General features: G+C 72.4%; 17 protein-coding genes. 8 read left to right on the top strand and 9 right to left on the bottom strand.

The window, feature by feature from the left end:
• The first annotated feature begins 93 nt into the window (after nt 1-93).
• Entirely contained in the window at nt 94-2,589 is a 2,496-nt protein-coding gene (locus ABZ321_RS36050; protein ID WP_354899853.1) for a glycoside hydrolase family 9 protein, read from the top strand.
• 76 nt (nt 2,590-2,665) lie between these two features.
• On the opposite strand, the gene ABZ321_RS36045 is transcribed toward ABZ321_RS36050, so the two are convergent.
• From ABZ321_RS36045 to ABZ321_RS36015, 7 genes are read right to left on the bottom strand one after another with little or no spacing between them, the layout of a single operon-like run.
• On the bottom strand, nt 2,666-3,355 hold the full coding sequence (locus ABZ321_RS36045) for an SRPBCC family protein (protein WP_354899807.1): 690 nt from the start codon (nt 3,353-3,355) through the stop codon (nt 2,666-2,668).
• A 6-nt stretch (nt 3,356-3,361) separates the two neighbouring features.
• Nucleotides 3,362-4,516 (bottom strand): VWA domain-containing protein, encoded by a 1,155-nt coding sequence (locus tag ABZ321_RS36040; RefSeq protein ID WP_354899804.1) that lies wholly within the window; start codon nt 4,514-4,516, stop codon nt 3,362-3,364.
• Entirely contained in the window at nt 4,503-5,369 is an 867-nt protein-coding gene (locus ABZ321_RS36035) for a MoxR family ATPase (protein ID WP_344501355.1), read from the bottom strand. The genes ABZ321_RS36040 and ABZ321_RS36035 overlap by 14 nt, the downstream gene beginning before the upstream one ends.
• Complete coding sequence (locus tag ABZ321_RS36030; RefSeq protein WP_344501356.1) at nt 5,366-6,289, bottom strand: XdhC family protein; 924 nt, start codon at nt 6,287-6,289, stop codon at nt 5,366-5,368. Before ABZ321_RS36030 ends, ABZ321_RS36035 begins: the two co-directional genes overlap by 4 nt.
• Nucleotides 6,286-8,655 carry an aerobic carbon-monoxide dehydrogenase large subunit gene (locus tag ABZ321_RS36025; protein ID WP_354899800.1) on the bottom strand — a complete coding sequence of 790 codons (2,370 nt, stop codon included), beginning with the start codon at nt 8,653-8,655 and terminating at the stop codon, nt 6,286-6,288. The genes ABZ321_RS36030 and ABZ321_RS36025 overlap by 4 nt, the downstream gene beginning before the upstream one ends.
• Nucleotides 8,652-9,137 carry a (2Fe-2S)-binding protein gene (locus ABZ321_RS36020; protein WP_344501358.1) on the bottom strand — a complete coding sequence of 162 codons (486 nt, stop codon included), beginning with the start codon at nt 9,135-9,137 and terminating at the stop codon, nt 8,652-8,654. Before ABZ321_RS36020 ends, ABZ321_RS36025 begins: the two co-directional genes overlap by 4 nt.
• 2 nt (nt 9,138-9,139) lie before the next feature.
• Nucleotides 9,140-10,018 carry a xanthine dehydrogenase family protein subunit M gene (locus tag ABZ321_RS36015; protein WP_354899797.1) on the bottom strand — a complete coding sequence of 293 codons (879 nt, stop codon included), beginning with the start codon at nt 10,016-10,018 and terminating at the stop codon, nt 9,140-9,142.
• Nucleotides 10,019-10,139: 121 nt separating this feature from the next.
• Between ABZ321_RS36015 and ABZ321_RS36010 the strand changes: the two genes are divergently transcribed.
• Nucleotides 10,140-10,985, top strand: coding sequence for a fused MFS/spermidine synthase (locus tag ABZ321_RS36010; RefSeq protein WP_344501360.1), 846 nt, complete (start codon nt 10,140-10,142; stop codon nt 10,983-10,985).
• Nucleotides 10,986-11,091: 106 nt separating this feature from the next.
• On the top strand, nt 11,092-12,165 hold the full coding sequence (locus ABZ321_RS36005) for a branched-chain amino acid aminotransferase (RefSeq protein ID WP_354899794.1): 1,074 nt from the start codon (nt 11,092-11,094) through the stop codon (nt 12,163-12,165).
• 4 nt (nt 12,166-12,169) lie between these two features.
• Here ABZ321_RS36005 and ABZ321_RS36000 read toward each other — a convergent pair whose 3' ends face one another.
• Both ABZ321_RS36000 and ABZ321_RS35995 read right to left on the bottom strand, forming a co-directional pair.
• Entirely contained in the window at nt 12,170-13,177 is a 1,008-nt protein-coding gene (locus tag ABZ321_RS36000) for a hypothetical protein (protein ID WP_354899791.1), read from the bottom strand.
• 79 nt (nt 13,178-13,256) lie between these two features.
• The gene (locus tag ABZ321_RS35995; RefSeq protein WP_344501363.1) at nt 13,257-13,880 is read right to left on the bottom strand and encodes a VTT domain-containing protein; all 624 of its coding nucleotides are present in this window, start codon (nt 13,878-13,880) and stop codon (nt 13,257-13,259) included.
• Between the two features lie 12 nt (nt 13,881-13,892).
• Between ABZ321_RS35995 and ABZ321_RS35990 the strand changes: the two genes are divergently transcribed.
• The 5 genes from ABZ321_RS35990 to ABZ321_RS35970 are packed head-to-tail and all read left to right on the top strand — an operon-like array spanning nt 13,893 to nt 19,183.
• Entirely contained in the window at nt 13,893-15,116 is a 1,224-nt protein-coding gene (locus ABZ321_RS35990; RefSeq protein WP_354899788.1) for an MFS transporter, read from the top strand.
• A gap of 59 nt (nt 15,117-15,175) precedes the next feature.
• Entirely contained in the window at nt 15,176-15,397 is a 222-nt protein-coding gene (locus ABZ321_RS35985) for a hypothetical protein (protein WP_344501365.1), read from the top strand.
• Nucleotides 15,394-16,734 carry a hypothetical protein gene (locus ABZ321_RS35980; protein WP_354899785.1) on the top strand — a complete coding sequence of 447 codons (1,341 nt, stop codon included), beginning with the start codon at nt 15,394-15,396 and terminating at the stop codon, nt 16,732-16,734. Before ABZ321_RS35985 ends, ABZ321_RS35980 begins: the two co-directional genes overlap by 4 nt.
• 50 nt (nt 16,735-16,784) lie before the next feature.
• Nucleotides 16,785-17,147: a response regulator gene (locus ABZ321_RS35975; protein WP_344501367.1), complete on the top strand. Its 363-nt coding sequence runs from the start codon at nt 16,785-16,787 to the stop codon at nt 17,145-17,147.
• Entirely contained in the window at nt 17,144-19,183 is a 2,040-nt protein-coding gene (locus ABZ321_RS35970; protein WP_354899781.1) for an ATP-binding protein, read from the top strand. Before ABZ321_RS35975 ends, ABZ321_RS35970 begins: the two co-directional genes overlap by 4 nt.
• The last annotated feature ends 47 nt before the right edge of the window (nt 19,184-19,230 follow it).

The raw sequence follows: 19,230 nt of genomic DNA, 5'->3' as shown, positions 1-19,230 counted from the left end.
TGGGAGCGCTCCCATTTCCCTTCCGCCACAAGGGGTGTCTGTGTGAAGCGCAAACTCTCGCTCGCCTTAGTCGCGGCGGTCCTGGTCGTGCCGATGACCGCGTCCGCCGCGCTCGCCGATCCGGCCGAACAGCTCGTCAACGGCACCTTCGACAGCGGCACCGACCCGTGGTGGTGGACCGGCAACGCGCCGGCCTCCGTCGTGGGCGGGCAGCTGTGCGCGGCCATCCCCGCCGGGACCACCAACCCGTGGGACGCCATCATCGGGCAGAACGCCGTCAAGCTGCAGGCCGGCGAGTCGTACAAGCTCGCCTTCAAGGCCAGCGCCAGCACGCCGGTGACGATCCGGGCCAACGTCCAGCTCGCGGCGCCGCCCTACACCCAGGAGCTCTCCGCGGCGCCGGCCCTCACCGCGGCGCAACAGTCCTACAGTTACACGTTCACCGCGGCGGCCGACACCGACGCGGGCCAGGTCGCGTTCCAGGTCGGCGGCAGCGCGACCGCCTGGACGCTGTGCCTCGACGACATCTCGTTGCAGGGAGGTGCTCCGCCGCCCGTGTACGTCCCGGACACCGGCCCCCGCGTGCGGGTCAACCAGGTCGGCTACCTCGCCGACGGCCCGAAGGCCGCCACCGTCGTCACCGAGGCGACCACCGGCCTGCCGTGGCAGCTGCGCAGCGCCGCCGGCACGGTCGTCGCCACCGGCACGACCACGCCGGCCGGGGTCGACGCCACCTCCGGCCAGAACGTCCAGACGGCCGACTTCAGCTCGTACAGGGTGAAGGGCGCCGGATACACGCTGACCGCCGACGGCGAGACCAGCGTGCCCTTCGACATCGGGGTCAACGCCGCCTACGAGAAGCTGCGCACCGACTCGCTGTCCTGGTACTACACCCAGCGCAGCGGCATCGAGATCCTCGACAGCATCGCCCCCGGCTACGGCCGCGCGGCCGGCCACCTCGGCGTCGCGCCCAACCAGGGCGACACGGACGTCCCGTGCCAGCCGGGCCTGTGCGACTACCGGCTCGACGTGCGCGGCGGCTGGTACGACGCCGGCGACCACGGCAAGTACGTCGTCAACGGCGGCATCTCGGTGTACCAGCTGCTGAGCACCTTCGAGCGGACCAAGGTCGCCGCCGGCGCCCGCGCGGACAAGCTCGGCGACGGCTCGCTGCGCGTCCCGGAGCACGGCAACCAGGTGCCCGACGTCCTCGACGAGGCGCGCTGGGAGCTCGAGTTCATGCTGCGGATGCAGGTCCCGGCGGGCAAGCCCCTGGCCGGCATGGTGCACCACAAGGTGCACGACGCCGCCTGGACCGGCCTGCCGCTCGACCCCGCCGCCGACCCGCAGCCGCGGGAGCTGCACGCACCGTCGACGGCCGCGACGCTGAACCTCGCCGCGACCGCCGCCCAGGGCGCCCGGCTCTTCCAGCCCTACGACAAGGCGTTCGCCGCGAAGCTGCTCGCCGCGGCGAAGACGGCGTACGCGGCCGCGGTCGCCAACCCGGCCCGCTACGCCCTCGTCACGGACGGCACCGGCGGCGGCGCGTACGACGACGACAACGTGACCGACGAGTTCTACTGGGCCGCGGCGGAGCTGTTCATCAGCACCGGCGAGAAGGCCTACCAGGACGCGGTCGTGGCGTCGCCGTGGCACACCGCCGACGTGTTCCGCCCGGAGGGCTTCGACTGGAAGTTCACCGCGACGGCCGGCCGGCTCGACCTCGCGACCGTGCCCAACGCGCTGGCCGACCGGGCGCGGGTGCGGCAGTCCGTTGTGGACGGTGCCCGCGGCTACCTGCAGACGCTGCGGGGCAACGCGTACAACATCGCCTACAACCCGTCCAACGGGAAGTTCGACTGGGGCTCCAACGGCCTGGTCGTGAACAACCTGGCCGTCATCGCCACGGCGTACGACATCAGCGGCGACACGGCGTTCCGCGACGGTGTCCTGACGGGCATGGACTACCTCCTCGGCCGCAACGCGCTCAACCAGTCCTACGTGACCGGCTACGGCGAGCGGGCGTCGCACAACCAGCACTCGCGGATGTACGCCCACCAGCTCAACCCGGCGCTGCCCAACCCGCCGGCCGGGTCGCTGTCGGGCGGGCCGAACTCCTCGATCCAGGACCCGGTCGCGTCGAAGATCCTGGCGGGCTGCAAGCCGCAGTTCTGCTACGTCGACGACATCGAGTCGTGGTCGACCAACGAGATCACGATCAACTGGAACTCGGCGCTGTCGTTCGTGGCGTCGTTCCTGGCGGACCAGGGTGAGGGCGGCGCGGTCGCGAAGCAGCCGTGCACCGTCACCTACACCAGGGTCCTGGACCTCGGCGGCGTCTACATCGCCTCCGTGACGGTCCGCAACACGTCCCGCCAGACGCTGAACGACTGGGCGCTGGGCTTCGCCTACACCGGCACGCAGAAGGTCGACCTCGCGGTCAACGGCACCGCGACGCAGACCGGCGCCTCGGTGAAGGTCAAGCCGTGGCAGAGCCGGCTGAAGCCGGGCGAGTCGACGACGATCCTGCTCGTCGGCAAGGTGGCGTGGGGTCCGAACGCGGCCCCGGCGGTCTTCACCTGCGGTTGATTGGGCGGCCGCATCGGATGGGGTGAGGAAAGGCGAGGGGCACCGGTCGCGATCCGACCGGTGCCCCTCGGCCTGTTCAGACCAGCCAGACGACCAGCGCGACGACCGCCGCGACGAGGATGACGACCGGCACCGCGATCTTCACGAGGTTCGTGGTCCCGGCGGTCTCCAGCAGGTTGACGGGTGCCGCGTCAGGACCGTCGATGACGCGGACGGCCTGCTGCGCGGGCGCGGTCGTCACGCCGTTCGCGTCGGGGACGGGAGCGGTCGGCAGAACCGCCTCGACCTCCTCCACACGATCTGCAGGCGAGGCCGCGGGGGTGGACTCAGCCAGCTGCGCCTCCAGGTTCGTCACGAACTGGCCGAGCAGCCGGGTGCTGATGTCGCCGATCGTGCTGCGACCCATCTGCGCCAGCGGGCCGGCGATCGTCAGGTCCGTCTCCACGGTCACCTTCGTCGATTCGCCCTCCGCCGTCAGCACCGCCGTGACGAGCGCCGACGCGCGGCCCTTGCCGGACGCGTCGCGGCCGCGGGCGTCGATCACCGCCCGGTGCGCCGCGTCGTCGCGCTCCTTGAAGGTGGCCACGCCCGAGAACTGGGCGGTCATCGGGCCGACCTTCACCTTGACCTTGCCGTGGTACTCGTCCCCCTGCACCGACGTCAGCTGGGCGCCGGGCATGCAGGGGGCGATCCGCTCCAGGTCGGTCAGCACCGCCCAGGTCTCTTCGAGGGGCCGGTGGACGACGAACTCATTGGTGAGCAGCATTGACGGTCACGTCCTTCGAGAATGGCCTTCGAGCGCGGCCAGGAGGGGGTCGAGAGCGGTGAGGGAGTGGGCGCTGACCACCGCGTCGCAGTAGGGCCACGCGGCGGCCATGCCACCGACGAGGGGCCGGTAGCGGGGGCTCTGGGTCCGGGGGTTGACCCACACGATCCGGTGGGCGAGGCGGGACAGCCGGGCCATCTCGACGCCGACCTGCGCCGGGTCGCCGGTCTCCCAGCCGTCGGAGACGATGAGGACGATCGCGCCGCGGGCCATCCCGCGGCGGCCGTAGCCGTCGTTGAAGGCCTTCAGCGCGGCCCCGATGCGGGTGCCGCCGGACCAGTCGGGGGCGGCCTGCCCGGCGCGGGCGAGCGCGACCGCCGGGCGGGTGCGGGCGAGCACCTTCGTGAGGCGGGTCAGCCGGGTGGCGAACGTGAACACCTCGGCGTGCGAGGTGCCGGCCGCGCAGTACAGCAGCTGCAGCATCGCCCTGGCGTAGGGCTCCATGGATCCGGAGATGTCGCACAGCGCGACGAGCCGCCGCGGCCGCAGCCGGGGCTCCCGGCGCATCAGCCGCACCGGATGCCCGCCCGAGCGCCTGGCCCGCCGCAGGGTGGCCCGGAGGTCGACGGCGGCACCGAGCGGCCTCGCGCGCATGCGGCGGGTCCGGCGCGGCGGGGTGGCGACGGCGAGCCGCCGCATCAGGTCCTGCAGCGCCGCGAGCTCCTCGGGCGTCAGCGTGGCGAAGTCGCGGGAGGCGAGCCGCTCCGCCGCGCTGCCGACGGTGGCGACCGGGATCTCGACCTCGCGGGCGGGCGCCTGCGAGGAGGACGGCGACTCCGACGACGGGCCCGCGCTGGAGAAGCCGCCGGACCCGGTGGTCGTGGACGTGCCGGTGGCGTTGGGGTCGCCGCGGAAGTCGGCCGGGTCGTCGGCGTAGCCGCGGAAGACCGCGTCGAAGACCCGGTCGAGGATCTCGAACTGCTCGGGGTGGCAGGTCAGCGTCGCCCGCGCGCAGCGGTGCAGCTCCGCGGTGGTGGTGGGTGCGAGGAGCGTGACGGCGCGGGCGAAGCGCTCGCCGCGGTCCGGTCCGACGGGCAGGCCCGCGTCGTGCAGCGCCGCGCCGAAGGCGGCGACGAGCCCGGCCAGGTCACCCCGTGGCAAGGTCCGCCAGTCCCGTCCGGCGGGCCAGCTCCTCGTCCTCGCGGTACTTCAGGACGGCGCCGAGGGTCGCGCCGGCGGACTTCTCGTCCAGGGGCAGGCCCAGCAGGCGCAGCGCGTTGGCCCAGCTGATCGCCTCGGCGACGCCGGGTGGCTTGGTGAGGTCCAGCCCGCGCAGCCGCGACACCGCGCCGGCGACCTGGGCGGCGAGGAGCTCGTCGGCGCCCGGCACCCGCTGCCGGATGATCGCCGCGACCCGGTGCGCGTCGGGGTAGCCGATCCAGTGGTACAGGCAGCGCCGCAGCAGCGCGTCGTGCAGGTCGCGGGTCCGGTTGCTGGTCAGCACGACGATCGGCGGCACCACGGCGGTCCGCGTCCCCAGCTCGGGGATGGTCACCGAGCCCTCGGCCAGGAGCTCGAACAGGAACGCCTCGAACTCGTCGTCGGCCCGGTCGACCTCGTCGATGAGCAGCACCGCCGGGCGCGGCCCGGGGTGCTCGATCGCGGCGAGCAGCGGGCGGCGCAGCAGGTACTCGGGGGCGAACAGGTCCGCCTCCCGGGGCACCTCGCCGCGCGCCTCGGCGAGCCGGATCCCCAGCAGCTGGCGCGGGTAGTTCCACTCGTACAGGGCCTCGGCGGCGCTGAGCCCCTCGTAGCACTGCAACCGGATGAGCGGGGTGTCCAGCGACGCGGCGAGGGCGCCCGCGGCGGCGGTCTTGCCGACCCCGGGCTCGCCCTCCAACAGGATCGGCTGGCCGAGCCGCACCGACAGGAACAGCGCCGTGGCGAGCCCCTGGTCGGCGAGGTAGCCCTGCTCGGACAGGCCGTCGACCAGCTCCTCGACCGAGGCCGTCACAGGTACCGGGCCGGGTTGTCGATGAACGCCCGCCGGCAGCCGGAGCCGCAGAAGTAGTACATGGTGCCCTCGTGCTCGTACTGCAGCGCGTCCGGCGAGATCGCCACGTCCATCGCGCAGATGACGTCCTTGGCGACCGCGACCTTGGAGACAGCGGCCTTGGCGACCGGCTGGAGCAACGGCAGCTCGATCCGGCCGGGCGGCGGGGCGGTCTGCCGGGGCCGCTTGGAGATGACCTCGGCGAGAATGGACAGCGCGATCTCCGGCGCCGTCCGCGCGCCGATGTCCAGCCCGGCCGGCGCGTGGATGCGCGCCTTCTCCAGGTCCGTCAGCGGCAGTTCGCCGATGACCGCAAGAGCCCGCTTACGGCTGGCGACCAGCGCGATGTACGGCACGTCCGCCCTGACCGCCGCGGTGAGGGACTCGATCTCGTCGCGCCCGTGGGAGGCGACGACGACCGCGGACGCGTCCAGCGGCACCGCCGAAGCGGGCCCGCTGACCGCTTCCCAGCCGATGGATCGCGCGACGTCCACCATCGCCCGGGCGACGGGAGCCTCGCCTTGCACGTACACCAGCGGCGCCGGAATCATCGTCTCCAGGAAGATCTCGAGGGTCCCGCCGGACAGGCACGGGTTGGAGACGGTGAGCAGACCTTCCCGCTCGGAGGTGACGTCGGCGCCGTCGGGCGTGATGCGCAGCAGCGTCGACTCGCCCGTCTCCAGCAGCCGGAGCCCCTGGAGACGGACGGTCGACTCGGCGCAGGTGCCACCGACGAACCCCTCCATCGTGCCGTCCGGCAGCACGAGGGCGCGGTCTCCCGCCTTGGCACTGGTCGGCCGCTCGGCCCGCACGACCGTCGCGAGGACGAACGGGGTGCGGTCGGCGCGCAACCGGTCGGCGCGATGAAGGAGGTCGGTCATGAGATGGCGAGGTCCGTTCGGATCGGGCGGCCCTGCGCGGCGCGCCACACGTTGGACGGGGTGAGGGGCATGTCGGCGTGCCGGACCCCGAGGGGCTTCAGCGCGTCGAGGACCGCGTTGACCACGGCGGCCGGCGAGCCGACCGTCGCGGACTCGCCGACGCCCTTGGCGCCGATCGGGTGGTGCGGCGACGGCGTGACCGTCTCGCCGAGCTCCCACGACGGGCACTCCAGCGAGGTCGGCAGCAGGTAGTCCATGAGCGACGCGCCGAGGTGGTTGCCGTCCTCGTCGAACGCCATGAGCTGCATGAGCGCCATGCCGATGCCGTCGGCGAGACCGCCGTGCACCTGGCCCTCGACGATCATCGGGTTGATCCGCACGCCGCAGTCGTCGACGGCGATGAACCGGCGGACCTTGACCTGGCCGGTGGCCGGGTCGACGTCGACGACGCAGATGTACGCGCCGAACGGGTAGGTCAGGTTCGGCGGGTTGTAGACCGTCGTCGCGTCCAGGTGGCCCTCGACGCCCTCGGGCAGCTCCAGGCTCGAGTGCGCGGCCATCGCGATCTCCTGGATCGTCTTGGCCTGGTCGGGGTCGCCCTTGACGAAGAACTTCCCCTTCTCCCACTCCAGGTCGTCCGGGGACACCTCGAGCATCGCCGACGCCACGATCCGGGCCCGGTCGCGGACCTTGCGGGCCACGATCGCGGTCGCCGCGCCGGAGACCGGCGTCGAGCGCGAGCCGTAGGTGCCGAGGCCGAACGGGGTCTGGTCGGTGTCGCCGTGCACGACGTCGATGTCATCGGGCGAGATGCCCAGCTCCTCGGCGACGATCTGCGCGAACGTCGTCTCGTGGCCCTGGCCCTGCGTCTGCACCGACAGCCGCAGCACCGCCTTGCCGGTCGGGTGGACCCGCAGCTCGGCGCCGTCGGCCATGCCCAGGCCGAGGATGTCCATGTGCTTGCGGGGGCCGGCCCCGACGCCCTCGGTGAAGAAGCTGATGCCGATGCCCATGTACTCGCCGCGGCTGAGCTTGTCGGCCTGCTCCGCGCGGAGCTTGTCGTACTCGACCATGTCCATGGCGAGCCGGAGCGCGCGCGGGTAGTCGCCGGAGTCGTACTCCCAGCCGGTGGGCGTGGTGTACGGGAACTGCTCCGGCTTGAGCAGGTTCTTCAGCCGCAGCTCGGCCGGGTCCATCTTCAGCTCGAACGCCAGCACGTCGATCATGCGCTCGACGAGGTACGCGGCCTCGGTGATCCGGAAGGAGCAGGCGTACGCGACGCCGCCCGGGGCCTTGTTGGTGTAGACGCCGGTGACGTCGCAGGACGCCGCCTCCAGGTCGTAGGACCCGGTGAAGATGTGGAAGAAGCCGGCCGGGAACTTGGTCGGCTGGGCGGTGCCGTTGAAGGCGCCGTGGTCGGCGAGGACCTTGACCCGCAGGGCGCGGATCCTGCCGTCCTTCGTCGCCGCGATCTCGCCGCGCATGTGGTAGTCGCGGGCGAACGCGGTGGCCGTCAGGTGCTCGTTGCGGTCCTCCATCCACTTCACCGGCTTGCCGGTGACGATGGAGCCGACGATCGCCAGGACGTAGCCGGGGTAGATGCCGACCTTGCCGCCGAAGCCGCCGCCGATGTCGGGGGAGATGACCCGGATCTTGTGCTCCGGCAGCCCCGCGACGAGCGCGTAGACGGTCCGGTGCGCGTGCGGCGCCTGGGTGGTCGAGTAGATCGTCAGCTTGCCGCTGACCTTGTCGAAGTCGGCGACCGCGCCGCACGTCTCCAGCGGCGAGGGGTGCACCCGCGGGTACAGGATGTCCTCGCTGACCACGACCTCCGACGAGGCGAAGACCGCGTCGGTCTTCTCCGCGTCGCCGGCGGACCAGTCGAAGATGTGGTTGTCGGTCTTGCCCTCCTTGTCGTCCCGGATGACCGGGGCGTCCGGGGCGAGGGCCTGCTTCGCGTCCGCCACGACCGGCAGCGGCTCGTACTCGACCTCGATGAGCTCGAGCGCGTCCCGCGCGATGTAGTGGTTCTCGGCGACGACGAAGGCGACCTCCTGGTTCTGGAAGCGGACCTTGTCGGTCGCGAGCACGGCCTGCGTGTCGTAGGACAGGGTCGGCATCCACGCGAGCTTCAGCGTCTCCAGGACGGCACCCGTGATGACGGCCTTGACGCCCGGCAGCGCCTCCGCCGCGCTCGTGTCGATCGAGACGATCTTCGCGTGGGCGTACGGGCTGCGCAGGAACGAGCCGTGCAGCATGCCGGGCAGGTTGACGTCGTCGACGTAGTTGCCCTTGCCGCGCACGAACCGCGCGTCTTCCTTGCGGTGCATGCGGCCGAAGCCCATGGGGGTCTCGGTCACGGTCATGACGTCACCTCGGCCTTCGCTGCAGCCTCGTGCTCCGCCGCCCAGCGGACCGAGCGGACGATGTTCTCGTAACCCGTGCACCGGCAGAGCTGGCCGGAGATCGCCTCGCGGATCTCCTGCTCCGACGGGTCGGGGTTCTTGTCGAGCAGGCAGCGGGCGGTGAGCATCATGCCGGGGGTGCAGAAGCCGCACTGCAGCCCGTGGCACTGCACGAAGCCCTGCTGGACCGGGTCCAGGCCGTCCGCACGCTCGAGCCCTTCGACGGTGCCGACCTGCTTGCCGTCGGCCATCACCGCCAGGACGGTGCAGGACTTGACGGGCACGCCGTCCAGGGTCACGGTGCACACGCCGCAGTTGGACGTGTCGCAGCCCCAGTGCGTCCCGGTGAGGCCGAGCTCGTTGCGCAGGAAGTGCACCAGCAGCAGCCGGGGCTCCACGTCGCGGGTGTGGCTTTCGCCGTTCACCGTCACGGTGATCTGCATGATCAGGCCTCCTGCCCACGCGCACGGGCGGCCGCGGCGCGCAGCGCGCGCACGGTCAGCTCCCCCGCGAGGTGGCGCTTGTAGTCGACCGGTCCGCGCTGGTCGGCGACCGGGTTGCTGTGCTCGGCGGCGATGCGCCCCGCCTCGGCGAAGCTCTCCTCCGTGGCGGGCTTGCCGACGAGGTACGCCTCGGCCTCCGCTGCCCGGAAGTGCTCGGCGCCCACGGCGGCCAGGCCGATGCCGACGTTGCTGACGGTGCCCGCGGCGTCGGTCCAGATCGCGGCGCCGGCCGCGGCGACCGCCCAGTCACCGACGCGGCGCTCGACCTTCGTGTACGCGGAGCCGCCACCCGGGCGGATCGGCACGCGCACCTCGGTGAGCAGCTCGCCGGCCTCGACGACCGTCTCGTAGGGCCCGACGTGGAACTCGGTCAGCTTCACGGTGCGCGACCCCCGCGGACCGTGGATGACGACCGAGGCGTCGACGGCGGCGAACGCGGCGGAGAGGTCCTCGGCCGGGTCCGCCTGGCACAGCGACCCGCCGACGGTGCCGCGGTTGCGCACGATCGGGTCGGCGATCACCCGCTCCGCGTCGCGGAAGATTCGGTAGTGCTCCTCGACGAGCGCGGAGTCGAGCAGATCGGCGTGCCGGGTCAGCGCACCGATCCGCAGCTCGCCGCCCTCGACCCGGATGTAGGACAGCTCGCTGACGTCGTTGATGTCGATCAGCGCGGTCGGCCGGGCCAGTCGGAGCTTCATCATCGGGATCAGGCTGTGACCGCCGGCGATGACCCGGGCGTCCTCGCCCCACTGGGACAGCAGTTCGAGGGTCTGGCTCACCGTCGTCGCTTTCGCGTATTCGAATGCGGCGGGTACTTGCATCGCGCCTCCGCGTGAGGAGTGTCGTTTGGGCACCAACGGGACGATGTTCGTCCTAAAGGCGACATTGAACAACACCCGATGACAAAAATTCTTCTCGTGAACTGTAACTACGGTGTGATCCATGGGTCGTCAGAAGCGTGGGTCCGGCATCGTCAGTGAAATCGACGGCGGTGTCGCCGAGCTGCTCCCCGACGACGGGCGGCCGGGCCGGTGGACGCTGCTGGTCGACGGCTATCCGCAGTCGGCCGTCGACCTCGATGACCCGAGCCGGCTGGACTTCGAGTACATGCGCCGCCTCGCCTCGATCGTCGACGGGATCGCACCCGCGGGCACCCCGCTGTCGGTGCTGCACCTCGGCGGCGGCGCGCTGACGATGGCCCGCTACGTCGCCGCGACCAGGCCCGGCTCCTCGCAGCGGGTCGTCGAGCTCGACGCGGCGCTGATCGACCTGGTGCGGCGGGAGCTGCCGCTGCCCCGGGGCGCCGACATCCGCGTCCGGGCGATGGACGCCCGGGCCGCCGTGGAGTCCATGTCGGGTGGCCGCTTCGACCTGGTCATCACGGACGTCTACCGGGGCGCCCGGGTGCCGGCGCACCTCGCGTCGCTGGAGTTCGTCACCGCCGCGGCCCGGCTGCTGCGCCCCGGCGGCGTGTACGCCGCGAACCTCGCCGACGGCACCGGCCTGGCGTTCGCGCGCGGCCAGGTCGCGACGCTGCGCCGGCTCTTCGCCGACGTGTGCCTGCTGGCCGAGCCGGCCGTGCTGCGCGGCCGCCGCTTCGGCAACGTCGTGCTGGCCGCGTCGGCGGCCCCGCTCCCCGTCGCCGGCTTCGCCCGGGCGGGCGCCGGGGACGCGTTCCCGGCCCGGCTCGTCCACGGCGACGACCTGGACCGTCTCGTCGCCGGCGCCCGCGTGGTGACCGACGACGTCGCCACCCAGTCGCCCCTGCCCCCGAAGGACCTATTCTGAAGCGACCGCCGCTGAACCACCGCCGCTGAATCACCGCCGCGGAAGCTACCGCCCAGTCCCCGGGAAGGAGCTTAGGCATCGTTCAGTGAGCGAATACAGTCGCGGGATGCTCGAATTCGCCACCGTCGCCGCCACCCGCCGTTCTGCCGCGGAGCGCGCCGCCCTGATGAGCGACCCCGGTTTCGGTCGCGTCTTCACCGATCACATGGTCACCGTGCGGTATGCCGACACGAAGGGCTGGTATGACGCGAAGCTGGAGCCGTTCGGCCCGCTCGCGCTCTCGCCGGCGACCGCCGCCCTGCACTACGGGCAGGAGATCTTCGAGGGTCTCAAGGTCTACGCCCAGCCCGGCGGCGGCGTCGCGTTCTTCCGCCCGGACGCCAACGCCCGCCGGCTCAACGTCACGGCGGAGCGCCTGGCGATGCCGCGGCTGCCCGAGGAGCTCTTCCTGCGGTCGCTGCGGGTGCTCGTCGAGGCGGACCGCGACTGGGTGCCGACGAGCGAGGGGCAGAGCCTCTACCTGCGCCCGTTCATGATCGCGACCGACCCGTTCCTCGGGGTCCGGCCGTCGTCGGAGTACCTGTACGCCGTCATCGCCTCGCCGGCCGGCGCCTACTTCGCCGGCGGTGCGAAGCCCGTCACGATGTGGGTCTCGCAGGAGTACTCGCGGGCCGCGCCCGGCGGCACCGGCGCGGTGAAGACCGCCGCCAACTACGCCGCCAGCCTCCGCGCGCAGGCGCAGGCCCAGGAGGCCGGCTGTGACCAGGTGGTGTTCCTCGACTCGGTCGAGCGCCGGTACATCGAGGAGGCGGGCAGCAACAACCTGTTCTTCGTCTACGACGGCGAGCTGGTGACCCCGCCGCTCAACGGCTCGATCCTGCCGGGCGTCACCCGCGACTCGGTGCTGCGCCTCGCCGCCCACCTGGGCTACACGGTCACCGAGCGCCCGTACAGCCTCGACGAGTGGCGCGACGACGCCCGCTCCGGCCGGCTGAAGGAGACCTTCGCCAGCGGCACCGGCGTCGTCATCAGCTCGATCGGCACCGCCCGCACCGCCGACGGCGAGTTCGCCATCGCCGGCGCGGTCGAGGGCCCCTTCACCGCGAAGATCCGCGACACGCTCGTCGGCATCCAGCGCGGCACCGAGGGGGACCCCTTCGGCTGGCGGCTGCCCCTGTAGGCGGTCAGATCATTGACAGGTGCACGTGGTTGGTGTGGTCGCTGGACGGGTCGCCGTTGCCGCCGCTGTACGAGTGCCAGCCGGCGGCCGGCGTCCACACCTGGCGGAACCAGATCACGTAGAGCACCCCGAGCGCGCTCGCGTTCTTGACGAAGTAGGCGGCGAGGTTGGTGCCGTAGGTCTTGTCGCCGCCGCTGGCCACCCCGCCGAAGCCGCCCGACTGGGCGGCGAAGTCGCAGGCCCGGCCCTTCGGATGCTCATACGGTCCGGAGGGCCGGAAGCACGAGTAGTAGCGCGTGAAGCCGGCCTTCTGGGCCTCCTTCACCGCGTGGATCATCCGGGGAGTGATGCAGCCGGTCGTGGTCGGGTCGTCGATGATGCAGTTCTCTTTCGGCCACGAGCCGTTGGCGTTGCGCGGGGCCGGGGTCGCCAGCGGTGAGTTGGCGTTGACGTAGCCGTTGGCCCGGCCGCCCATCTTCACCAGCGCCGCCTCGGCGTCCTTCTTCTTCTTGGCCATGATGTCGGTCTGCGCCTGCTGCTGCGCGACCTCCGCGTCGACGGCCTTCTTCGCCTCGCCGAGCTCCTTCTGCAGCTTCGTCAGCTGCCCGATCTTCCGGTCGTTGTACCGGGCGACGGTGTTGACCATCATCGTGCGCTCGATGAAGGACTCGGTCGATTCGCTCTGGATCAGCGCCGCGGTGGTGCGGATGCCGCCGCTGCGGTAGGCGGCGCCGGCGATGATGTTGACCTCGGCGAGGATCACGTCCAGCTCGCCCTGCATGGCGGCGACCTTCGTGGTGAGCTCCGCCTGGCGCTGCTTGGAGACCTCCAGGATGCCCTGGGCGTCCAGGAACTCGCCGTTGGCCTTGTCCAGCAGCTCACCGAGGGTCATGTTGGCGCTGCCCTCGTCGGGGGCGGCCGTCGGGTCGCCGGGCGCCGCGCCGGCCGGCACCGCCCAGCCGCCGACCACGATGAGCGCCGCGAGGAGCGAGGCGATGATGCGCTTGCGCAACGGAGTCCCTTCCGGGGGCTGGTCAGCCGTCAGATTACCGACTGTCACCCGGAAGCACAGGACCGAGAAACGCGTCCGATCAGTTACTGACCGTAGCCGCCAGCTCTGCACCGTTTACGGCGACTATACGGCGGGTCGTGAAGAGCGCCACCCAGCCGAACGTGAGGCCGAAGCCGATGGTCGCGACCGTGGTCAGGTTGCCCGTGGGGAGCAGCCCCGACAGCCGGGTCGCGAGCACGCCCAGCCCGACGTAGAGCCCGCCCCACAGCGCGGAGCCGAGCGCGGCGGAGCGCAGGAACCGCAGGTACGGCATCCGCAGCCCGCCGGCCGCGAGCGGCACCAGCGTGTTGAGGAACGGCAGGAACGGCGCGGTCACCAGGATGCGGCTGCCGCCGGTGCGCACCACGTGGTCGGCCTTCGCCCAGCGCGCCTCGCCGATCCAGCGGCCGAACCGGCCCTCGCGCAACCGCTGGCCGAAGGCCCAGCCAGCCAGGAAACTCAGTGACCAGCCGGCGAGGCAGCCTGCGATGATCCAGCCGAGGCTGCTGACCGGGTCGGCCGCGCCGGCCGTGGTGAGGATGGCGACGTCGGCCGGGATCAGGATGCCGAGCAGCGGGATGGAGTCGAGCAGCATGACGAGCCCCAGCGCCAGCCCCAGCAGGGCAGCGGGCAGGCTGTACAGCGGTTCGAGCCACTCGGTCATGTGGATGACGCTATGGCCGCGCGGATAAGAGACGCATCAGGGAGCGACCCCGAGACAACCCCGAGGGGTCTGGGTGTCCTTCTCGGGGCGCGCGGCATCTCGTACGCCGGCGACACCCTCAGCATGGTCGCATTGATGCTGCACGTCGCCGGCGCGACGGGTCAGGGGCTCGCGGTCGCCGCGCTGCTGCTCGCCGGGGACTTCGTGCCGTCGCTCGTCGCGCCGTTCGCGGGGGCGCTCGCCGACCGGTTCGACCGGCGCCGGCTGATGATCGGCTGCGAGCTCGCCCAGGCGCTGGTGGTCGCCGCCATCGCGCTGTTCCTGCCGTCGCTGTGGCTGCTGCTGGCGCTCGTCGCCGCCCGGGCGGTCGCCGGTCAGATCTTCCAGTCGGCGTCGCGGGCGGCGGTGCCGTCGCTGGTGCCGGCCGAAGGGCTCGCCGCCGGCAACGCCCGGCTCGGCCTGGTCACCAACGTCGCCGAGCTCGCCGGGCCGCTGCTCGCCGCCGCCCTGCTGCCGTGGCTCGGCACCCGCGGCGTGCTCGCCGCCGATGCGGCGTCGTTCGTGGTCTCGGCGGCCCTGCTGACCGGGCTGCCGCGGATCCGGCCGTCCGTGCTGGACGCCGAGTCGCTGTGGAAAGGCGCCCGGACCGGTCTGGGGTATCTGGCCCGGCACCGGACGGTCCGGGTCGTCGCGCTCGGCTTCTGCGCCGTCGTCCTGTGTACGGGCGTCGACGACGTCGCCCTCGTCGTGCTCGCCAAGGAGGACCTGCGGGCGGGCGACTCCGTGGCGGCGCTGCTGCTCGGCGCGGTCGGCTTCGGCCTCACCGCCGGCTACGCGCTGCTCTCGGGGCGCGCCGGCCGGGCGCGGATGACCGTGCTCTTCGCCGCCGGCCTCGCGGTCAGCGCCGCCGGCAACCTCCTCACCGGCGCGCTCGCGCACGTCGCCGGGGCCGCCGCGGTGGTGTTCGCGATGCAGGCCGCACGCGGGCTCGGCATCGCCGCGATCGACGTGGGCTGCAACACGCTGCTGCAGCGGCTCGTGCCGGACGCGCTGCTCGGGCGGGTCTTCGCCAACCTGTACGGCGCCGTCGGGGCCGCCGCCGCGCTCTCCTACGTGGCCGGCGGCCTGCTGATCGACGCCGCCGGCGCCCCGGCGACGCTGATCATCGCCGGGGCCGGTGGAGTGACGTGTGCCTTACTCACCGGGGTCGCCCTGCGGGGTCGGCGCGTCGATTGAGGATATCGACGCGTCCTTTGCTAGCGTCCCCGCTAGCAAACGGCTAGCAGGAGTGTGGGTTGGAACTGACAGACAACGCGGTGGCGATGCCGCCGCAGCGCGCCCGGTCCGAGCGGGTGCAGCTCAACACCCGGGTCAGGGTCGAGATCGAGCAGGCCCTGCAGCGCTTCGTCGAGGACCACAACACCACGGTGCAGAGCTCCGTGGACCTCGCGCTGGCCGAGTTCCTCGCGGCGCGGGGTTACCCGCTGCCGGCAACGGATGACAGGAGAAACCGGTGACCGCACCGGACGCCCACCGCACCTCACGACCCGGAATCGTCGAACTCGACGCCGACCTGCAGCGCACGGTCCGGCGCACGTCATACATGCGGCAGCTGTTCTACTTCGTGGTGCTGCTGGTCGCCCTCGCCGGGCAGGTGTCCGGGGCGGTCGAAGCGCTCGGCATCCCGCTGCTGTGGGCCGTCCCGGCCGTCGGCGCGCTCGAGCTGGGCGGCATCGTGGTCCTGGCCAACGCCGACGTGCGGCGCCGGCTCGGCGAGCGGGCGACGGCCTCGCGGGTGCTGTCCGCCGCCATCGCCGGCTTCGCGGTCGCCTTCAACTGGCTGGCGCACGAGAACAAACTGCTCGCCGGCTTCTTCGCGGGCATGTCCGCGCTGGGCTACCTGGTGTGGCTGATGCACACCGAGAACCAGCGCCGCGACCGGCTGCGGGCCACCGGCGACCTGCCGCCCACGACGCCGGCGTACGAGGTGGTCGGCCACTGGATCCGGCACCCCTGGATGACCCTGCGCGCGAAGAACCTGGCGAAGGCCGACGACCGGCTCGGCCTCTACACGTCCCTGGCCGCGGCCCGCGCGGAGAAGCGCAAGGAGGTGCGCACCAAGGCGATCGCCAAGGTGCTGCACCGCAAGATCCGCGCCGCGGTCGACCCGACGACGGCGGACATCGCGGTCGCCGTCTACGACCTGGACGAGATCGCCGTGCGGCTCGCCGACGGCGCCGATTACGACGGGCTCACCGCGCTCATCGCCGCCGACCTGGCCCCGGCCCGCCTCGCGTCGGACGCCCGGGTGATCTCGGTCGTCGACGAGCCCGCGCGGCGCCCCGCGCTCACGGAGGCCCTGGTCAAGGAGCCCGCCGAGGAGCCCGCCGAGGAGCAGCTGACCCTGCCCGAGGCGCCCGAGGTCGCCGAGGCGCCTGAAGCGCCCGTTCCCGCGGCTGAGCCGCGGGAGCCCGCCGCCTCGCCGCTGGGTGAGTGGCGCGGCGAGATCGCCGAGATCCTCCCGCCGCCGACGCCCCGGCGCCCCCGCGGCCAGTCCAAGGTGACGACCACCGTCGACATCGCCGAGGAGCCCACGCTGACGCCGACCAGGTCGATCCGGGAGGGGTCCCTGCGCAGCCAGGTGCACGCGGCCCTGCACGAGCACGTCCCGGACAACGACCCCCGCGACACGATGGCCCTGACCTCGTTCGTCGGGGACCTCCTCGAGCTCAACGACGTGGAGCGGCTGACCGCGTCCAACTACGTGCGCACCTGGAAGCGCGAGGTCGACGCCGGCCGCCGGTCCTCGGTCAACGGCCGCCACCTGCAGGACGTCGTTCCCACGAAACGCTGAACATCGGCCCCCCGCCTGTCGATCAGCAGGAGGACAGGCAGGGGGCCGACATGGCACGGATTCTCGTCGTGGACGACGAGCAGGACGTCCTCGAGCTGATCGTCAAGCGCCTGCGCGCCGACGGGCACGAGGTCCTCGCGGCCGGCACCGGCGCCGAGGCACTCGATGCGGTCGCCACGCACGGGCTGCCCGAGGCGGCGATCCTCGACGTCGACCTGCCCGGCATGGACGGCATCGAGCTGCTGCACCTGCTCCGCCGGCAGCGCGCCGACCTGCCGGCCATGTTCCTCACCGTGCTGTGGGACGGCACGGTGGTGGCCCGGGTCCGCGACACCGGCGCGCTGTACCTGCGCAAACCCTTCACCAGCGAGAGCCTGCGCACCGCGCTCGACATGGTGCTGGTGCCCGGATGACGGGCTCGCTCGCGCGGACCGCGGTCTGGTCCCTGCTCTGCCTCCTCGCCACGTTCGCCGGGCGGCTCACCATCATGGACGGCACGAGCCTCAGCCTCGTGTGGCCGGCCGCCGGGGTCACCGTCCTGTGGTTCTCCATGCAGCGCAGGGCGCGGCTGCGCTGGGCCGACCCGGTGATGCTCGGGGTCATCACCGTGGTGGCCAACGTGGCGACCGGCGCGCCGCTCGTCCTCGCGCTGTGGTTCTTCGTCGCCAACCTCGTCCAGGTCGCCGTGTTCCTGCGGGTGCACGCGCGGCTCAGCCCGCGGCTGTGGGGCGCCGGCGGGGACGAGCCGCTCGCCCGCTCCTCCGACCTCTGGCGGATGCTGGTCGCGACCGGCGCCGGCGCGCTCGCCGGCGCCACGATCGGGCCGACCGCGGTCTGGCTCGTCTCGGGCCACTTCTCCTGGATGGACGCGGCCGTCTGGCTCACCCGCAACACGGTGAGCATCCTGCTCATCCTGGCCGTCGGGCTCCGGGTCGGTCACCACTGGCGCAACGGCATCCGCCTCAGGCGGGTCGCGCCGGTGCGGCTCGCCGAGTACCTCGCGCTGGTCGTGTGCTCGATCAGCGCGTACGTCGTCGGCTTCGCCCTCAACCACGGCCTGCCGCTGGCGTTTCCGCTGCTCGCCGTCACCGTCTGGGCGGCGCTGCGGCTGCACACCACGTTCGTCGTCCTGCACGACCTGTGCCTGGGCACCCTCGCCGTGCTGTTCACGCTGCACGGCGACGGCCCGTTCGCCACGATCGCGTCGCACCAGACGCGGGCGCTGGTCGCGCAGGCCTTCGTCGGCATGGTCGCGATCGTCGGGCTGTCGATCGCGCTGGGCCGCGACGAGCGCGCCGAGCTGCTGGACCGGCTGACCGAGACCGGCCGGGCCGCGGCGGCGCAGGCCGGCCTGCTGACCACGATCGTCGACTCGATGAGCGACGGCCTCGCCGTGATCCGGGCCGACGGCAGCTGGGTCATGCGCAACCCGGCCGCGGTCGCCCTGCTCGGCGGGGTGACCAGCGGCACCGCCGCCATCGCCGACCCGGACCACTACGGCCTCTTCCTCCCCGACGGCACCCGGCTGCCGCAGGAGGAGATGGCGCACACCCGCGCCCTCGCCGGCGAGGACGTGCGCAACGTGGAGCTGCTGGTGCGCAACAGTGGCGTCCCCGACGGGCGGATCGTGAGCGTCAGCGCGCGCCGCCTGCACGGCGACGACGGCGTGGTGGTCGTCTTCCACGACGTCACGGCCGAGCGCCGGCAGCGCGACGAGCTGGCGTCCTTCGCCGGGGTCGTCGCGCACGACCTGCTGAACCCGCTGACCACGATCGACGGCTGGGCCGAGAACCTCGACGACACGCTGCGCGGCATGCCCGAGTCGGCCGAGCGGCACGACGCCACCGACAGCCTCAGCCGGATCGTGCGTGCCTCCGGCCGCATGCGGCACCTGATCAACGACCTTCTCGCGTACACCACCACCCGCAGCGCCGTCATCGCGCCCGTCGACGTCCCGCTGCGGGACCTCGTCGCGGACGTGACCATGGCCCGCGCGGACCTGGCGGCGGCGGGCGACGCGGCCGCGCCGCAGTTCGTCCTCGGCCGGCTGCACGACGTGCACGCCGACCCGGTGCTGCTGCGCCAGCTCGTCGACAACCTGGTCGGCAACGCGGTGAAGTACACCGCGCCGGGCGTCGTGCCGCGGATCGAGATCGGCTCGGAGCGCGTCGAGGCGGAGCTGGTCCGGGTCGAGATCGCCGACAACGGCATCGGCATCCCCGCCGGGCAGCACGAGGCGATCTTCAACAACTTCCACCGGGCGCACCGCTCCGCCGGTTACGCCGGCACGGGCCTCGGCCTGGCGATCTGCAAGCGGATCGTGGAGCGGCACGGGGGCCAGATCGTGGCCGTGGACAACCCCGGCGGCGGCACCAGGTTCGCGTTCACGCTGCCGAAGGCGACGCGGAGTGTCGTACACCACGCCGCCAAAGCGAACGTTCGTTCTTGACGCGTCCCAGGGGGCGGCGCATGCTCGTTGTACGCGAACGAACGTTC

This window comes from Dactylosporangium sp. NPDC006015 (assembly GCF_040614215.1).
GTDB lineage: Bacteria > Actinomycetota > Actinomycetes > Mycobacteriales > Micromonosporaceae > Dactylosporangium > Dactylosporangium maewongense.
The sequence above is the reverse complement of the archived record's forward strand: the minus strand, read 5'-3'. Positions and strand labels throughout refer to the sequence as shown.

Bases quoted from the DNA above. Each gene is read 5' to 3' on its own strand.
- ABZ321_RS36050 (WP_354899853.1), top strand. From the start codon at position 94: ATGACCGCGTCCGCCGCGCTCGCCGATCCGGCCGAACAGCTCGTCAAC.
- ABZ321_RS35975 (WP_344501367.1), top strand. From the start codon at position 16,785: ATGGCACGGATTCTCGTCGTGGACGACGAGCAGGACGTCCTCGAGCTG.
- ABZ321_RS36010 (WP_344501360.1), top strand. From the start codon at position 10,140: ATGGGTCGTCAGAAGCGTGGGTCCGGCATCGTCAGTGAAATCGACGGC.
- ABZ321_RS36045 (WP_354899807.1), bottom strand. From the start codon at position 3,355: ATGCTGCTCACCAATGAGTTCGTCGTCCACCGGCCCCTCGAAGAGACC.
- ABZ321_RS36020 (WP_344501358.1), bottom strand. From the start codon at position 9,137: ATGCAGATCACCGTGACGGTGAACGGCGAAAGCCACACCCGCGACGTG.
- ABZ321_RS36025 (WP_354899800.1), bottom strand. From the start codon at position 8,655: ATGACCGTGACCGAGACCCCCATGGGCTTCGGCCGCATGCACCGCAAG.
- ABZ321_RS35970 (WP_354899781.1), top strand. From the start codon at position 17,144: ATGACGGGCTCGCTCGCGCGGACCGCGGTCTGGTCCCTGCTCTGCCTC.
- ABZ321_RS35995 (WP_344501363.1), bottom strand. From the start codon at position 13,880: ATGACCGAGTGGCTCGAACCGCTGTACAGCCTGCCCGCTGCCCTGCTG.
- ABZ321_RS36030 (WP_344501356.1), bottom strand. From the start codon at position 6,289: ATGACCGACCTCCTTCATCGCGCCGACCGGTTGCGCGCCGACCGCACC.
- ABZ321_RS36015 (WP_354899797.1), bottom strand. From the start codon at position 10,018: ATGCAAGTACCCGCCGCATTCGAATACGCGAAAGCGACGACGGTGAGC.
- ABZ321_RS36005 (WP_354899794.1), top strand. From the start codon at position 11,092: ATGCTCGAATTCGCCACCGTCGCCGCCACCCGCCGTTCTGCCGCGGAG.
- ABZ321_RS35990 (WP_354899788.1), top strand. From the start codon at position 13,893: ATGGCCGCGCGGATAAGAGACGCATCAGGGAGCGACCCCGAGACAACC.